This window comes from Aliiroseovarius sp. S2029, from assembly GCF_023195575.1.
Lineage (GTDB): Bacteria > Pseudomonadota > Alphaproteobacteria > Rhodobacterales > Rhodobacteraceae > Aliiroseovarius > Aliiroseovarius zhejiangensis.
In genome coordinates this window covers 167,656-182,058 of sequence record NZ_JALPQE010000002.1, presented here as the reverse complement: position 1 = coordinate 182,058, position 14,403 = coordinate 167,656, and the positions used below count along the sequence as shown (strand labels likewise).

The following is a 14,403-nucleotide window of genomic DNA, read 5'->3' as shown; positions in this document are numbered from 1 at the left end:
GAACGCACCATGGAACCGACCGCCCCGATCACTCAGGATGTCATGACCATCCCCCGCAAGACCGACGACGGTGGCAAACGCAACCTCGTGGGTCTGACACGTGATCAGTTGCGCGAGGCGCTGATCTCGGTCGGCACGCCCGAGAAGCAGGCCAAGATGCGCACCGGGCAGGTCTGGCAGTGGATTTACCAATGGGGCGTGCGTGATTTCGACACCATGACGAACCTGGCCAAGACCTATCGTGCGTTGTTGGCCGAGCATTTCGTGATCGAGATCCCCGAAGTGGTCAGCCGCCTTGTGTCCGAGGACGGCACCCGTAAATACCTGGTTCGTATCGCTGGCGGTCACGAGGTCGAAGTTGTCTATATCCCCGAGGAGGATCGCGGCACGCTCTGCGTGTCGTCGCAGGTGGGCTGCACGCTGACTTGTTCCTTCTGCCACACCGGCACCCAGAAACTGGTCCGCAACCTGTCCGCCGCCGAGATTGTCGGACAGATCATGATGGCGCGCGACGATCTTGAGGAATGGCCCGAACCCGGTGCACCCAAGGACGAAACCCGCCTTCTGTCCAACATCGTGCTGATGGGCATGGGCGAACCCTTGTACAATTTCGACAATGTGCGCGACGCGATGAAAATCGCCATGGACCCGGAAGGGATCAGCCTCAGCCGCCGCCGGATCACCTTGTCGACCTCGGGCGTGGTGCCGGAAATTGCCCGCACGGCGCAGGAAATCGGCTGCCTTCTTGCAATCAGTTTCCACGCCACCACGGACGACGTGCGCGACAAGCTGGTGCCGATCAACAAGCGCTGGAATATCGAAGAGCTGCTGGGGGCGCTTGCCGCCTATCCCAAGGCATCAAACAGCGAACGCATCACCTTTGAATACGTGATGCTGGACGGCGTGAATGACTCGGACGAAGATGCGCACCGGCTGATCGAACATATCAAGCGCCACAACATTCCAGCCAAGATCAACCTGATCCCGTTCAACGAATGGCCCGGCGCGCCCTATAAGCGGTCGTCCAACAACCGTATCCGGGCGTTCGCAAACATCATCTATCAGGCCGGGTACGCCAGCCCGATCCGCAAGACGCGGGGCGAAGACATCATGGCCGCCTGCGGGCAGCTCAAGTCCGCCACCGAACGCGCGCGCAAATCCAAACGGCAGATCGAAGCCGAGGCCGGGCTGGGTCAATAGACCGCCCTGCCATTTCGCGCTATGCTTCCGGTTCGGGCAGGCGCTCGGAAACGTGGTGCCTGCCTCTGGATGGGAGGCCACACAATGAGCTATGTTCAAGGGTTCCTGATCCCGGTGCCGGTCAAGAACAAGGACGCCTATCGCGACCTTGCCGCCAAATCTGCACCGCTGTTTCAGGAATATGGCGCGACACGCATCGTCGAGACGTGGAGCGAAACCACACCGGACGGCAAGGTCACGGATTTCAAACGCGCGGTAAAGGCCGAGGACGGCGAGGCCGTGGTGTTTTCGTGGATCGAATGGCCGGACAAACAGACCTGCGATGCTGCCGCAAAAAGCATGGAGACAGACCCACGCTGGAAAGAGATGGGTGAGATGCCGTTTGACGGCAAGCGGATGATCTGGGCCGGGTTCGACCCGATCTTTGACGACAAAGGGTGACAGGGCTGACCTTGCGCGCGCGGACCGGGCGGCAGGTCACCGCCCCGGAATGTCCTTGCGCTTGCCGGGCTGGCCCCAGTTGTCGATCACGTCAATCGCCTCCTGCGCCGTTTCGACAAAACGGAACAGGTCCAGATCCTCGGGGCTGATTGTGCCAGCGTCGGCCAGAGCCTCCCAATTCACGATGCGGGTCCAGAAATCGCGGCCGAACAGCAGGAACGGCACGCGTTTCATCCGTCCGGTCTGTATAAGCGTCAGGCTTTCAAACATCTCGTCCAGCGTGCCGAAACCGCCGGGGAAAATCGCGATGGCCTCGGCGCGCATCAGGAAGTGCATTTTGCGGATCGCGAAATAGTGGAAATTGAAGCACAGGTCGGGCGTCACATATTCGTTGGGCGCCTGTTCATGTGGCAAGACGATGTTCAACCCGACGGACACGCCGCCGGCATCCACGGCTCCGCGGTTTCCGGCCTCCATCACGCCCGGTCCGCCGCCGGTGACGATCACGTTCTCGCGGTGCCCGTTGGCGTTGGATCGCAAGGTCATCAGGCGGGCAAACTCGCGTGCTTCGTCATAGAAACGGGACAGGTCTGCCAGCGTTTCAGTGCGCGCCGTGTCCTTTTTCGCAGGCTCCGGGATCCGGGCGCCACCAAACAGGACGACGGTGCTGTCCACCCCGTATTCCTGCATCAGAAGCTCGGGTTTCATCAGTTCCAACTGCCAGCGCACCGGTCGCAACTCGTCCCGGCACAGAAACTCCTGATCGTCATAGGCCAGCTTGTAGGCCTGCGCGCGCGTCTGGGGCGTATCGGGCGTATGTTTTGCGGCTTTGCGGTCTTGCGCGCTGTCGCGGAACGGATGGTTGCGTTCGTCTTTCATGCTCACTGATCCTGTCACTTGTGCGTTCCGTTCATGGCTAACGCCTTTGAGGGTGAAGAACCAGTGCCACGTTCCATTGCACAAATACGGGATGCAGCTTAAAGACCAATGCAACAAAACCTTGCCCAATCCCGTTGAAGGAGCCATTTGCATGTCGAACGCCCAACTCGAAGCCGCCATTGAAGCCGCCTGGGAGGCGCGCGACACCATCACCCCCGCCACGACCGGCGAAACCCGCGAGGCGATCGAGGATACGCTGAATGCGCTGGATGGCGGCGGGCTGCGCGTGGCCGAACGTCAGGAAAATGGCGACTGGCATGTGAACCAATGGGCGAAAAAGGCCGTGCTGCTGGGCTTTCGCCTGAAGGACATGGAACAACAGGATGGCGGTCCGCAAGGCGGCGGCTGGTGGGATAAGGTTGACTCGAAGTTCAAGGGTTGGGGCGACAACCAGTGGAAAGCGGCCGGGTTCCGCGCCGTGCCGAACTGCATTGTCCGCAAATCCGCCTTCATCGCCCCTGGCGTCGTGTTGATGCCCAGCTTCGTGAACCTTGGTGCCTATGTGGACGAAGGCACGATGGTCGACACTTGGGCCACCGTCGGATCCTGCGCGCAGATCGGCAAGAACGTGCATCTGTCGGGCGGCGTGGGCATTGGTGGGGTGCTGGAACCCATGCAGGCCGGCCCCACGATCATCGAAGACAACTGCTTCATCGGTGCCCGCTCGGAAGTCGTGGAAGGCTGTATCGTGCGTGAAGGCTCGGTGCTGGGCATGGGCGTGTTCATCGGCCAGTCGACCAAGATCGTTGACCGCGAAACCGGCGAGGTCATGTATGGCGAAGTGCCCCCCTATTCGGTCGTGGTCGCAGGCTCGATGCCGTCGAAAAATGGCGTCAACCTGTACTGCGCGGTGATCGTGAAACGGGTGGATGCCAAGACCCGCTCGAAAACCGGGATCAACGAGCTTTTGCGCGACTGAACGCCAACGCTGTAGGGAAAGACAAGGCGCGCCGCATCCGACCGGCGCGCTTTTTTTGCGTTTTCACAGGAAAAAGTGACGTAAAAGCCGGGCTGGTCCGTATCACCCTCATACCAAGGGAGGTCATAATGATACGTCTTGTTCTGCTCAGCAGCCTGATCGCCATCGGTTTTGCCGCCGAGGCCGCACAATCGCGCGACGCACAGCATCCTGCCGCGTGCACATACACGGTCTGAACCGGCAAGGCTTGATCCCGGCCCGGAAGCGGCCTAAGCCCGGCGCATGAGCAAAGAGAAAAAACCGAAGAAACCGCATCAGGTTTATACGCTACTGGTCGAGGTCGGTCGCAAGGACGGCGATGGCCTGCCTGACGGAGCAACGGGTGCCGCGCTGGTGTGCTATGCCTCGGGCGTGGACGAGTCCGAAGCGGTGCGTGAAACCGTTGCAATCCTGAAACAGGCCGACCTGGCACCGCTTGACGTGAACGGCTATGGCAGTCTGGATGAACGGCTGGCCGAGGGGCATGAGATTCCCGGTGAAGAACGCAAGCTGATGGGCCGCGCGCTTAAGGAAAACAGCGTGATCGTCGCCCAGATGACCCCCTTCTTTGACGAGGATACCTGATGGGCACCGTTTTTTGGGACCTTGATGGTACACTGACCGACCCGAAGCCCGGCATCACCGGCAGCGTCGTGAAGGCCTTGCAGGATCTGGGGCTGGACGCTCCCGCGCCGGACGATCTGGAATGGGTAATCGGCCCCGCGCTTCTGTGGAGCTTCGAAAAGCTGGGCACCCCGGACCCGGCGCAGGCTCTGGCCCTGTATCGCAGGTATTACGAGGACCACGGCGGCATGTATGACTGCACCGTCTTCGACGGCATTCCCGCCGCGCTGACCGCCATCGGTGCGCGGCATGTCATGCACCTTGCCACTGCCAAGCCGCATGTCTATGCGCGCAAGATCACCGCGCATTTCGGATTGGCGAAACACATGACCCACGAGTTTGGCCCCGAACTTGATGGCACCCGCAATGATAAGGGCGAATTGCTGGCCCATGCGCTGACCCGGACCGGCGATGATCCGGCGCGTTGCGTCATGGTTGGGGATCGCCACCACGATCTTGATGCCGCGCGCGCGGTGGGCATGCGCTTCATCGCTGTTGGCTGGGGTTATGGCGGCGGTGATGATCTGTCGGGGGCAGACGCACAGGTGAAAACACCCGACGAATTGCCGGGTGTCGTGGATCGTTTCCTGCCATAGCCGGCTTGCCTATTCGGTCCGCACCACGGTGACGAACTGGTCCGGCAGGCTGGGATCCGGTTCGATCAGCGCCCGAAGCGGTATCGTGATCTCGGCGGTGCGGCCATCCGCGGACAACAGGCCGTTGGTTTCGACGATGTCCTTGCCGGTGATGGTCATGTGGATGCGATGCCCCTGAAAGGCTTGTTGCAGCATCCCCATCATCGACGGGTCCGCGCCGCTTTCAGCCGCCACCCTTTTCAGCTCGGCCAGGTCAAACACCAGCCGGACAAAGGGACCTTCCATCCGTTCAAGGCTGACACCCTGGTTGGGGTTCACGCCACCTTGCGCGGCGTTTTTCTGGCCGTTCTCGATTTCGGCGATCAGGTTGTCGATCGTGTCGGTTTCTTCGACGCGGCAACTGAAGGTGCCATCGGCATTCGTGGTGCCGACCCCCTCTTCACAAGGATCCTGCCCGCTTTGCGCGATCATCCCGTACATTTCCGGCCCCAGCAGCATATGCGCCGACATGGTGGCCGTTTCATCGTCATGCACGACGAAATCCAGATCGGCATCAAAACAGGCTGACAGCGGCATGAGCAGCAGAAGATACAGAAGTTTTTTCATGAAGGGCTCCGAAGCGGGCAGTCTGGGTTCGCGCGCAGGTTAGACACCCCCCGGCGCAAGGTCCAGCCTGCGCATCGGCCATGGGCGGAGGACCTCCACCGATTGCCCTGCCCCCGTCAACCGACTACAGATATCAGAAAGGAGCGCACGAACATGTCCGACACCCCTCACACACCGGTTGATCCGGTGGCTTTGACGCAACAACTGGTGCGATGCCCGTCGGTCACGCCAGAGGAAGGTGGTGCGCTGGTCCTGCTGGAAAGCCTGCTTACAGATGCGGGCTTTGCCTGCACCCGGATCGACCGGGGGGGCGTGTCGAACCTGTTTGCCCGCTGGGGGTCGCGGAATGCACGCACGCTGGGGTTCAACGGCCATACCGACGTGGTGCCGGTGGGCGACGCGGATGCCTGGACGGTGGATCCGTTCGGGGCCGAGATACGTGACGGTTATCTTTATGGCCGGGGTGCCACCGATATGAAGTCCGGCGTGGCCGCCTGGGTCGCTGCCGCGATTGATTTCGTGGCGGACGCGCCTGCGGATGCCTCGCTTGTCATCACCATAACCGGCGACGAAGAAGGCGATGCCACCGACGGCACCACCGCCATTCTGGACTGGATGGCCGAGGCGGGTGAAACCATGGATGATTGCATCGTTGGCGAACCCACCAGCCCGAACGAAATGGGCGAGATGATGAAGATCGGACGGCGTGGGTCCATGACGGCCTATTTCACCGCGCGCGGGGTGCAGGGCCATTCCGCCTATCCCCACCGCGCGCTGAACCCCGTGCCCGCACTGGTCCGGCTGATTGCCGACCTTGCGGTGCACGATCTGGACAAGGGCACCGACCATTTCGACGCTTCGACCCTTGCCGTAACGACCTTTGACACGGGCAACCCCGCCACCAACGTGATCCCCGCCGAATGCCGCGCCACGGTCAACATCCGCTTCAACGACGCGCACAGTTCGTCTGACCTGATCCGATGGCTGAACACCGAAGCCGCCCGCGTCGGCAAAGCCACCGGTGTGGATATCGAGATGACGGCGACCGTGTCGGGGGAAAGTTTCGTGACCCCCCCCGGCCCGCTGTCTGATCTTGTTGCCACGGCGGTCGAGGCCGAAACCGGCCGCCGCCCCGAGGCGTCGACCTCGGGCGGGACATCGGATGCGCGTTTCGTCAAGGCCATCTGCCCCGTGGTTGAGTTCGGTCTTGTGGGCAAAACCATGCATCAGGTGGATGAACGGGTGAAAGTCGATCAAATCGTCCAGTTGAAAACCATTTATTCACGCCTTATCCGGGATTATTTCGCATGAGCCAAATTCCCAGCAAGCAAGAGATTCTGGACTGGATCTCGGAAAACCCGACCCAGACGGGCAAGCGCGACATCGCGCGGGCCTTCGGGATCAAGGGCGCGGCGCGGATCGACCTGAAGCGCCTGTTGAAAGAGCTTGAGGCCGACGGGCACCTTGCCAAACGCGGCAAGACCTATCGCGACCCGGACAAGCTGCCGCCGGTCGCCGTGCTGCGGATCGACGCCCCCGATGCCGATGGCGATCTGTATGCCAGCCCGATGGAATGGGCAGGCGAAGCTGCTGCGCCGCGTGCGCTTGTCGTCCTCAAAGCCTCGGACCCGGCGCTTGAACCGGGCGAGCGCATTCTGGCCCGCATGACTGAGGTGAAAGATGAGCCTTATGCCTATGAGGCACGGTTGATCCGCCGCATCGGCACCAATCCGATCCGTATTCTGGGAATCTATCGCAAGGGGTCCGAAGGCGGGCGGATCGTGCCTGTCGACAAGGGGGCAGACAAGGAATGGCGGGTTGATCCCGGAGCGGACGAAGGCGCGAAAGACGGCGAGTTGGTCGAGGCGCAGCAATCCGGGCCGAAATCCCGCATGGGGCTGCCGCGCGCGCGGATCGTGGCCCGGCTGGGCGACCCGACCGCGCCCAAGGCCGTCAGCCTGATCGCCATCCATCAGCACGGCATTCCGGATGCCTTTCCGGACAGCGTGATCGAAGAAGCCGACGCGATGAAACCCGCGGGCCTGAAGGGGCGCGAGGATCTGCGCCACCTGCCCCTTGTCACCATCGACCCGGCGGATGCGCGCGATCATGACGATGCGTGCTATGCTCATGCGGACGACAACCTGAAGAACCCCGGCGGCCATGTGGTATGGGTCGCCATCGCCGATGTGGCCCATTACGTGACACCCGGTTCGGATCTGGATCACGAGGCGCGGCGGCGGGGTAATTCGACCTATTTTCCCGACCGTGTGGTGCCGATGCTGCCCGACCGGTTGTCGGGCGATTTGTGCAGCCTGCACGAAGGTGTGCCGCGCGCCTGTATCGCCGTGCGCATGGTGCTGGACGTGCAGGGCCGCAAACTCAGCCACAGTTTCATTCGCGGGTTGATGAAATCCCATGCCTCGCTGAACTACGCCGAGGTGCAGGCGGCGCAGGACGGTCAACCCAACGAAAAATGTGCGCCCCTTATGGACGAGGTGATCGCGCCGCTGTTTGCCGCCTATCACGCGACGAAACAGGCCCGCGCCTCGCGCCAGCCGCTGGATCTGGACCTGCCGGAACGCAAGATCATCCTGGACGACGATGGAAAGGTCGCCTCGGTCGCCTTTGCCGAACGCTTCGACGCGCATCGGCTGATCGAAGAATTCATGATTCTCGCCAATGTCGCTGCCGCCGAGGAACTGACCCGCCTCAGACGCCCGCTTTTGTTTCGGGTCCACGAAGAACCCAGCCCCGAGAAGCTGGAAGCCTTGCGTGAGGTCGCGCAGGCGTCTGGTTTCACGCTGGCCAAGGGGCAGGTGCTGAAAACCCGGCACCTGAACAATCTGCTGGCCCAGTCCGAGGACACGGAGTTTGACGAACTGATCAACCTGACGACGCTCAGGTCAATGTCGCAGGCCTACTATTTCCCGGAAAACTTCGGACATTTCGGACTGGCATTGCAATCCTATGCGCATTTCACCTCGCCCATCCGGCGCTATTCAGACCTGATCGTGCACCGGGCGCTGATCTCGGGGCATGGATGGGGCAAGGACGGGCTCAGCCCGGAAGACATCGAAAAGCTGGAAGCGACGGCGCAACATATCTCGGAAACCGAACGGCGGTCGATGGCGGCTGAGCGGGACACGACAGACCGGTATCTGGCCGCGTTTCTGGCCGAACGTGTCGGCAACGAGTTCACAGGGCGGGTATCGGGCATCGCGCGGTTCGGCCTGTTCGTGAAACTGGACGAAACCGGCGCCGACGGGCTTGTGCCCATCAGTTCGCTGGGCAACGAGTATTTTCGCCACGACCGAGACGAACAGGTGCTGGTCGGCGAACGATCCGGGCTGGTGATCGGTCTTGGGCAACGTGTCACCGTGCGACTTGCCGAAGCCATCCCCACCACCGGCGGGCTGACGCTTGAGCTTCTGAACATCGAAGGGCGCAAACTGGCGCCAGCAAAAACGCGAAAGACGGGGAAATCTTCGCCCCGGAAACCCATGAGGTCAAAGCGGAAAACCGCAAAGACAAAAAAGAAAGTGAAGCGTTCCCGAAAGTAGTTGGTAATGTCCAATCGGGACAATAGGTATGAGTTGGTGTTGAACAGTATGATGTTGGAAGACGATTTTCAGGCATGGTGTGATGCCTTTCGCAAACGTGCCGGTCAGGCGGGCGTCTCGGCCCAAACGCTTGAGCTGTGCGCGAGCCATCTGCGCCCCGATCCCAGGGTGTTGGAAAAGCAATCGAACCAGGCTGAATTTACCCTGACCATCTCGCAATACCTGGAACGCGCGGTGACGGACAAACGCATCCGCAAGGGGCGGGCACGGTTTCGGGATAATCGCGCCCTTCTGAATGGCATATCCGAGAAATTTGGCGTCGATCCGCAGATCATCCTGGCGATTTGGGGGTTGGAGACCGATTACGGCGCCACACGTGGCGACTGGCCGGTTCTGACGGCGCTGGCGACACTGGCGCAATCGGGACATCGCGCCAGTTTTTTTGAAGACGAACTGATCGCTGCGCTGACGATCATCGACGCAGGCGACATCGCGCCCGCCGCGATGCTGGGATCCTGGGCCGGGGCGATGGGGCATGGACAGTTCATGCCGACCAGCGTTCTGCGGTTTGCAGTCGACCATGACGGGGATGGGCGGCGCGATATCTGGGGCAACGATCCGCAGGACGGGTTGGCCTCGATCGCAAATTACCTGTCCGCGCATGGCTGGCGGATGAGCCGCCCCTGCCGGGTCGAGGTCGTCTTGCCACAGGAGTTCGACCATGCGCTGGCGGGACGCCAGGTCAAACGCGCGGTTGCCGATTGGGCGGGCATGGGGGTGCAACTGGCCGATGGCAGCCCGGTCCCGGATTATGGGGAAGCCTCGATCGTGCTGCCGTCAGGCGCCAGCGGCCCGGCCTTCATGACCTTTGGAAATTTCGACGCGTTGCTGACCTATAACCGGGCCGATGCCTATGCGATCGCAGTCGGGCTTCTGGCCGACCGGGTGCAGGGCGGGCGTCCGATCAGAACGCGCTGCCCCGATGACCTGATCGTGCTGTCCCGCGACCAGATGCGCGAATTACAGGAACGCCTGACGGCGGCGGGCTATGACACATTGGGCGCGGATGGGTTCCCCGGCCCGAACACCGCCGCCGCGCTGCGCAACTATCAGCGCGACAACGGATTGGTGGCAGACGGGTTCGGGTCCGGTGCAATGCTGGATCATCTGCGCAACCGGGACTGAGGGTGTCGGTTACTCAAACTCCATCTCGGTGAAGACCTGACCGGCATTCTTGGTGGCCAGTTCCTCGAACGTGTCGTGGTGGGCATAGGGGGATTGGTCAACGTAATAGGCGTCCTCCAGCGTGCCGCCTTCGTCAAGCAGCTTGCCCACTTCGCCGCGCAGATGTTTGAGGTAGCCGATGGTGTGATCCTCAACCTGTGCCATGTTGGTCGGGTATCCGTGACCGGGGATCACATAGGTTGCGCCGATGGGGGCAAAGACGGTTTCCCAGGTCTCGATCCAGCAGCTGGTGCAGGTGTCCTCAAAAATCGGCGGGATGCGATTATGAAAGGCCATGTCGCCCGCAATCATCAGCCCCTCTTCCGGCAGCCAGACCTGGATGTCGCCGGGGCTGTGGGCCGGGCCGGAATAGAGCACTTCGATGGTTTTGCCCCCCATGGTGATAACCTCCTTGTCCTCGAAGGTGCGGGTCGGCCCCATCGGCACGGTGCCCTCGGCGTTCTCGCGCGCGTATCGCGTCATGCCGTCATAGATCTGGGCCGAGTATTCCTCGAATTCATGGGCGGCATCGACATGGGCCAGCACCTCGACCCCCTGGTCGATCCAGTAACTGTTGCCCAGCATCGCGTGGCCCTGGCCGTTTTCGTTGATGACGAGTTTCACGGGCTGGTCGGTGATGGCCTTGATCTCGTCATGCAGGGCCTGCGCCAGCTTGGCGTTGGCACCCGCGTTGACCACGATCACGCCATCGCCCGTGACGATGAAGCTGAGATTGTTGTTGTGGCCTGCGTTTTCATAGGTCGGCGGGGCGGTGGCGCCGATGGCGGACCAGACATCCGGGATCACCTCGACCGGTTTTTCATAAAGCACCGAGCCGGGATACTGGTCGGCGATGTCTTCATCCGCAAAGGCAGGCATGGTGGCAAAGGCGACAAGGGTGGCAAAGGCTGTGGTGATGCGAAACATGGTGTCCTCCGGCGATTTGTTCGCATCAGATTGTCACATTCGAATGTGACAATCCAGCCTTGTGTCAGGGGCGCTGCCCCTACGGTCCAATCGGTCGATTGGACCTACCCCGGGATATTTCGGGCCAGAAGAAACCCTAGCTGCGCGCGGCTTCAGCGGCGGCGCGGATGGCGCGGATGTTGTCTCCATAGAAGTCTGGATTGTCGACCGAACCGCCTTTGAAGACGGCGGATCCGGCCACCAGCACATCGGCACCAGCTTCGGCCACCAGTGGCGCGGTTTCGGTTGTGACACCGCCGTCGATCTGGATGTGGATCGGGCGGTCGCCGATCATCCGGCGCAGGCGGCGGGTTTTGTCGACGCCTGAGTGGATGAACTTCTGCCCGCCGAAGCCCGGGTTCACGGTCATGATCAACACCATGTCCACGAGGTCGAGCACATGTTCGATGCTGTCCAGTGGTGTGCCCGGGTTCAGGCTGACGCCGGCTTTTACGCCCTGCGCCTTGATGGCCTGCAACGTGCGGTGGATATGGGGTCCGGCTTCGACATGGGCGGTGATCATATCGGCGCCGGCTTCGGCATAGGCTTCGATATAGGGATCGACCGGCGCGATCATCAGATGCACGTCCATGAAGGTCTTCACATGGGGGCGAAAGGCTTTCACCGCGGGCGGGCCGAAGGTCAGGTTGGGCACGAAATGGCCGTCCATGACATCGACATGCACCCAGTCGGCGCCCTGCGCTTCGATGGCCTGGATTTCCTGACCGAAATTGGCGAAATCGGCGGACAGGATGGAGGGGGCGATCTTGATCGAACGGTCAAAGGACATGGGCGTGGCTCCGGCAGCGATGTTTGCCGCCCTTATAGCGGGATTGTGGCGATTGCGAAGGGTGAAATGCCTCAGCGGCGCGGCAATTCGGGATCGCAGGCCTGACCGCGCATGCAGGACCGGACCTTGTCCAGGGTGGCCGGATCGGGCGTGGCGAACGCGTATCCGCCACAGGGATCGGCCACGAGAAGGTAGCGCCCGTCTGTCCGTTCCAGATACACCAGATGTTCCTGCCCGCTGCGAAGCCGGGCACACCACGGCCCCATGCATTTCAGATTGATGTCAATTGCGCGGTCAAACGGCGCGTCAAAGCCTGACTGGGTCAGGCTGTGCCCGCTGATCCGACCGCTGAGGAAATTGTCGGGTTTGGGCAATCGTTGGCGGGACTGGTCTGGTTTGGGGATTTTGCTGGCATCAAAGCTGAGCCGGCCCAACACGGCAATATAGGAATTGTTGGATCGGGCGGTGTCCAGGAAGGCCGAGATCGCGTTGTGGGGCAAGCACGAAAGTGCCATGGCGGACTGAGGCATCACGAGCCAGATGACAAGCAGCAGGCCGCGCATCACAGATACCTCCGAAATCCCTTGAGCACAGCGGCATAGATGTCGCGTTTGAAGGGCACGATATGGGCCACGACCTCGTCCGGGTCCATCCAGGCCCATTGGCTGAATTCCGGGTGGTCCGTTTCGATATTCACCGCGCTGTCGTCGCCCTTGAACCGCATCAGGAACCACCGCTGTTGTTGTCCCTTGAAGCGGCCTTTCCAGATCCGTGGCACGATGTCGTGGGGCAGGTCATAGGGCAGCCAGTCAGGCAGTTCCGCTTCGATCGTCACTAGATCGCTTGTCACGCCGGTTTCTTCCCACAGCTCGCGCAGTGCTGCCTCGCGCGGGTCTTCGCCGTCATCCACCCCGCCCTGAGGCATCTGCCAGGCGGTTTCGGTGCCCAGTTTCGGCGCGTCCAGCCTTTGGCCCACGAACACCTTGCCATCGTCATTCACCAGCATGATCCCGACGCAGGGTCGATAGGGCAGTTTTTCGATATCGGCAGGTGTCATCATGACCTCATCAGCTTGGCGGTGTGACAGCGTGTTACAGGCATCTGTGACAGGAATGCAAAAGGGCCATCCCTGAGAATGGCCCCTTGATCGTCTTGCAACCTGCTCACTGCGCCAGGGCGATGGTCGACAGACCCTTGATCAGGTCGACCGCGTAAGACAGTTGGAAATCATCGTCGCGCAGTTTGGCGGCTTCTTCCGCGGCTTCGCGTTCTTCTTCGATCTGGCGCTGTTCATCCTCGCTCAGGCTGTCATTGTTCAGGCTGCCGCGCAGGTCGGCTTCGGTGCGTTGCGGGCGGCCTTCGTCCTCGTTCTCGGCCGTGGGGACGCGAGGGGGCTGCTCGACCACGATGTCGGGCGACACGCCCAGCGCCTGAATCGAACGGCCCGACGGTGTATAATACCGTGCGGTGGTCAGGCGCATGGCCCCGTCCGAGGCCAGCGGCATCACCGTCTGGACCGAGCCTTTGCCGAAGCTCTTGGTGCCAACGACAATGGCGCGATGGTGGTCCTGAAGCGCGCCTGCGACGATTTCCGACGCAGAGGCCGAGCCGCCATTGATCAGAACGACCATCGGTTTGCCTTCGGCCAAGTCGCCTGCTTCGGCGTTGACCCGTTCGCTTTCACCGGGGTTGCGGCCTCGGGTCGATACGATTTCGCCGCTTTCAAGGAAGGCGTCGGACACTTCGATCGCCTGGTTCAGAAGCCCGCCGGGGTTGTTGCGCAGATCCAGAACAATGCCTGCGACATTCTCCATCCCGCCCAGGGCCTTAACCTCGCGGGTCAAGCCTTCGGTCATGTTGGCATAGGTCTGGTCGTTGAAGGTCGTCACCCTGAGAACGATGGTATTGCCGACCGAGCGCGCGGTGGCGGCGGTCAGCTTGATCGTGTCGCGGATGATCGACACATCGAAGGGTTCATCCACGCCTTCGCGCACAACGGTGATGATGATCTCGGACCCCACCGGGCCGCGTAGCATGTTCACCGCCTCGTCCAATGTCAGCCCCATCAGGGCTTCGCCATCCACGTGGGTGATATAGTCGCCCGATTCCATGCCTGCATCTGCTGCGGGTGTTCCGTCCATCGGAGACACGACACGCACGAAGCCTTCTTCCTGCGTCACTTCGATGCCCAGCCCCCCGAACGACCCGCGCGTCTGCACCCGCATGTCGGCGGCGTCCTTGGGCGACAGGTAACTGGAATGCGGGTCGAGCGAGGTCAGCATCCCGTCAATGGCCGCCTCGATCAGGTCGGCAGCGTCGACCTCTTCCACATATTGCGCGCGGATACGTTCAAAAATGTCGCCAAACAGGTCAAGTTGCTCATAGACGCTTGCGTTGCGGGCGGCATCCTGTGCAAGAAGCGGCCCGGCCACCTGCGTGGTCAGCACCGCGCCTGCCAATGTGCCCCCAAGGGCGGCCATCACGAATTTCCTCATC

Annotated in this window: 15 protein-coding genes; 8 read left to right on the top strand and 7 right to left on the bottom strand. The window is 61.7% G+C overall.

The window, feature by feature from the left end; translation table 11 throughout:
• The first annotated feature begins 9 nt into the window (after positions 1-9).
• A complete protein-coding gene (rlmN, locus tag MUY21_RS05520) occupies positions 10-1,200 on the top strand; it encodes a 23S rRNA (adenine(2503)-C(2))-methyltransferase RlmN (RefSeq protein WP_248409355.1) in 1,191 nt (396 codons plus the stop codon).
• 84 nt (positions 1,201-1,284) lie between these two features.
• Complete coding sequence (locus MUY21_RS05515) at positions 1,285-1,641, top strand: DUF1428 domain-containing protein (RefSeq protein ID WP_191286077.1); 357 nt, start codon at positions 1,285-1,287, stop codon at positions 1,639-1,641.
• Positions 1,642-1,677: 36 nt separating this feature from the next.
• Here the strand turns inward: MUY21_RS05515 and MUY21_RS05510 are convergent, their stop codons facing one another.
• Positions 1,678-2,520, bottom strand: a complete 843-nt coding sequence (locus MUY21_RS05510; protein WP_248409354.1) for a TIGR00730 family Rossman fold protein — start codon at positions 2,518-2,520, stop codon at positions 1,678-1,680.
• A 151-nt stretch (positions 2,521-2,671) separates the two neighbouring features.
• Here MUY21_RS05510 and dapD point away from each other — a divergent pair, with 151 nt between their 5' ends.
• The 3 genes from dapD to MUY21_RS05495 all read left to right on the top strand — a co-directional run bounded on the left by dapD (position 2,672) and on the right by MUY21_RS05495 (position 4,758).
• Complete coding sequence (gene dapD, locus MUY21_RS05505) at positions 2,672-3,499, top strand: 2,3,4,5-tetrahydropyridine-2,6-dicarboxylate N-succinyltransferase (RefSeq protein WP_248409353.1); 828 nt, start codon at positions 2,672-2,674, stop codon at positions 3,497-3,499.
• A 282-nt stretch (positions 3,500-3,781) separates the two neighbouring features.
• Positions 3,782-4,123: a hypothetical protein gene (locus MUY21_RS05500; protein ID WP_248409352.1), complete on the top strand. Its 342-nt coding sequence runs from the start codon at positions 3,782-3,784 to the stop codon at positions 4,121-4,123.
• The gene (locus MUY21_RS05495) at positions 4,123-4,758 is read left to right on the top strand and encodes an HAD hydrolase-like protein (RefSeq protein ID WP_248409351.1); all 636 of its coding nucleotides are present in this window, start codon (positions 4,123-4,125) and stop codon (positions 4,756-4,758) included. Before MUY21_RS05500 ends, MUY21_RS05495 begins: the two co-directional genes overlap by 1 nt.
• Before the next feature lie 9 nt (positions 4,759-4,767).
• On the opposite strand, the gene MUY21_RS05490 is transcribed toward MUY21_RS05495, so the two are convergent.
• Positions 4,768-5,364, bottom strand: coding sequence for a hypothetical protein (locus MUY21_RS05490; RefSeq protein WP_248409350.1), 597 nt, complete (start codon positions 5,362-5,364; stop codon positions 4,768-4,770).
• 153 nt (positions 5,365-5,517) lie between these two features.
• Here MUY21_RS05490 and dapE point away from each other — a divergent pair, with 153 nt between their 5' ends.
• Genes dapE through MUY21_RS05475 form a run of 3 tightly spaced genes read left to right on the top strand, consistent with a single transcriptional unit; the run spans position 5,518 to position 10,112 of the window.
• On the top strand, positions 5,518-6,675 hold the full coding sequence (gene dapE / locus MUY21_RS05485; protein WP_248409349.1) for a succinyl-diaminopimelate desuccinylase: 1,158 nt from the start codon (positions 5,518-5,520) through the stop codon (positions 6,673-6,675).
• Complete coding sequence (gene rnr / locus MUY21_RS05480) at positions 6,672-8,927, top strand: ribonuclease R (RefSeq protein ID WP_248409348.1); 2,256 nt, start codon at positions 6,672-6,674, stop codon at positions 8,925-8,927. Before dapE ends, rnr begins: the two co-directional genes overlap by 4 nt.
• Positions 8,928-8,975: 48 nt before the next feature.
• On the top strand, positions 8,976-10,112 hold the full coding sequence (locus tag MUY21_RS05475; protein ID WP_248409583.1) for a lytic murein transglycosylase: 1,137 nt from the start codon (positions 8,976-8,978) through the stop codon (positions 10,110-10,112).
• Between the two features lie 9 nt (positions 10,113-10,121).
• Here the strand turns inward: MUY21_RS05475 and MUY21_RS05470 are convergent, their stop codons facing one another.
• The 5 genes from MUY21_RS05470 to MUY21_RS05450 all read right to left on the bottom strand — a co-directional run bounded on the left by MUY21_RS05470 (position 10,122) and on the right by MUY21_RS05450 (position 14,402).
• Positions 10,122-11,030, bottom strand: coding sequence for an MBL fold metallo-hydrolase (locus MUY21_RS05470; protein WP_248409582.1), 909 nt, complete (start codon positions 11,028-11,030; stop codon positions 10,122-10,124).
• Between the two features lie 184 nt (positions 11,031-11,214).
• Complete coding sequence (gene rpe / locus MUY21_RS05465; RefSeq protein WP_248409347.1) at positions 11,215-11,907, bottom strand: ribulose-phosphate 3-epimerase; 693 nt, start codon at positions 11,905-11,907, stop codon at positions 11,215-11,217.
• A 71-nt stretch (positions 11,908-11,978) separates the two neighbouring features.
• Positions 11,979-12,470: a hypothetical protein gene (locus MUY21_RS05460; RefSeq protein ID WP_248409346.1), complete on the bottom strand. Its 492-nt coding sequence runs from the start codon at positions 12,468-12,470 to the stop codon at positions 11,979-11,981.
• Positions 12,470-12,964 (bottom strand): RNA pyrophosphohydrolase, encoded by a 495-nt coding sequence (locus tag MUY21_RS05455; protein WP_248409345.1) that lies wholly within the window; start codon positions 12,962-12,964, stop codon positions 12,470-12,472. The genes MUY21_RS05460 and MUY21_RS05455 overlap by 1 nt, the downstream gene beginning before the upstream one ends.
• A gap of 106 nt (positions 12,965-13,070) precedes the next feature.
• On the bottom strand, positions 13,071-14,402 hold the full coding sequence (locus MUY21_RS05450) for a S41 family peptidase (protein WP_248409344.1): 1,332 nt from the start codon (positions 14,400-14,402) through the stop codon (positions 13,071-13,073).
• Position 14,403 lies beyond the last annotated feature (1 nt).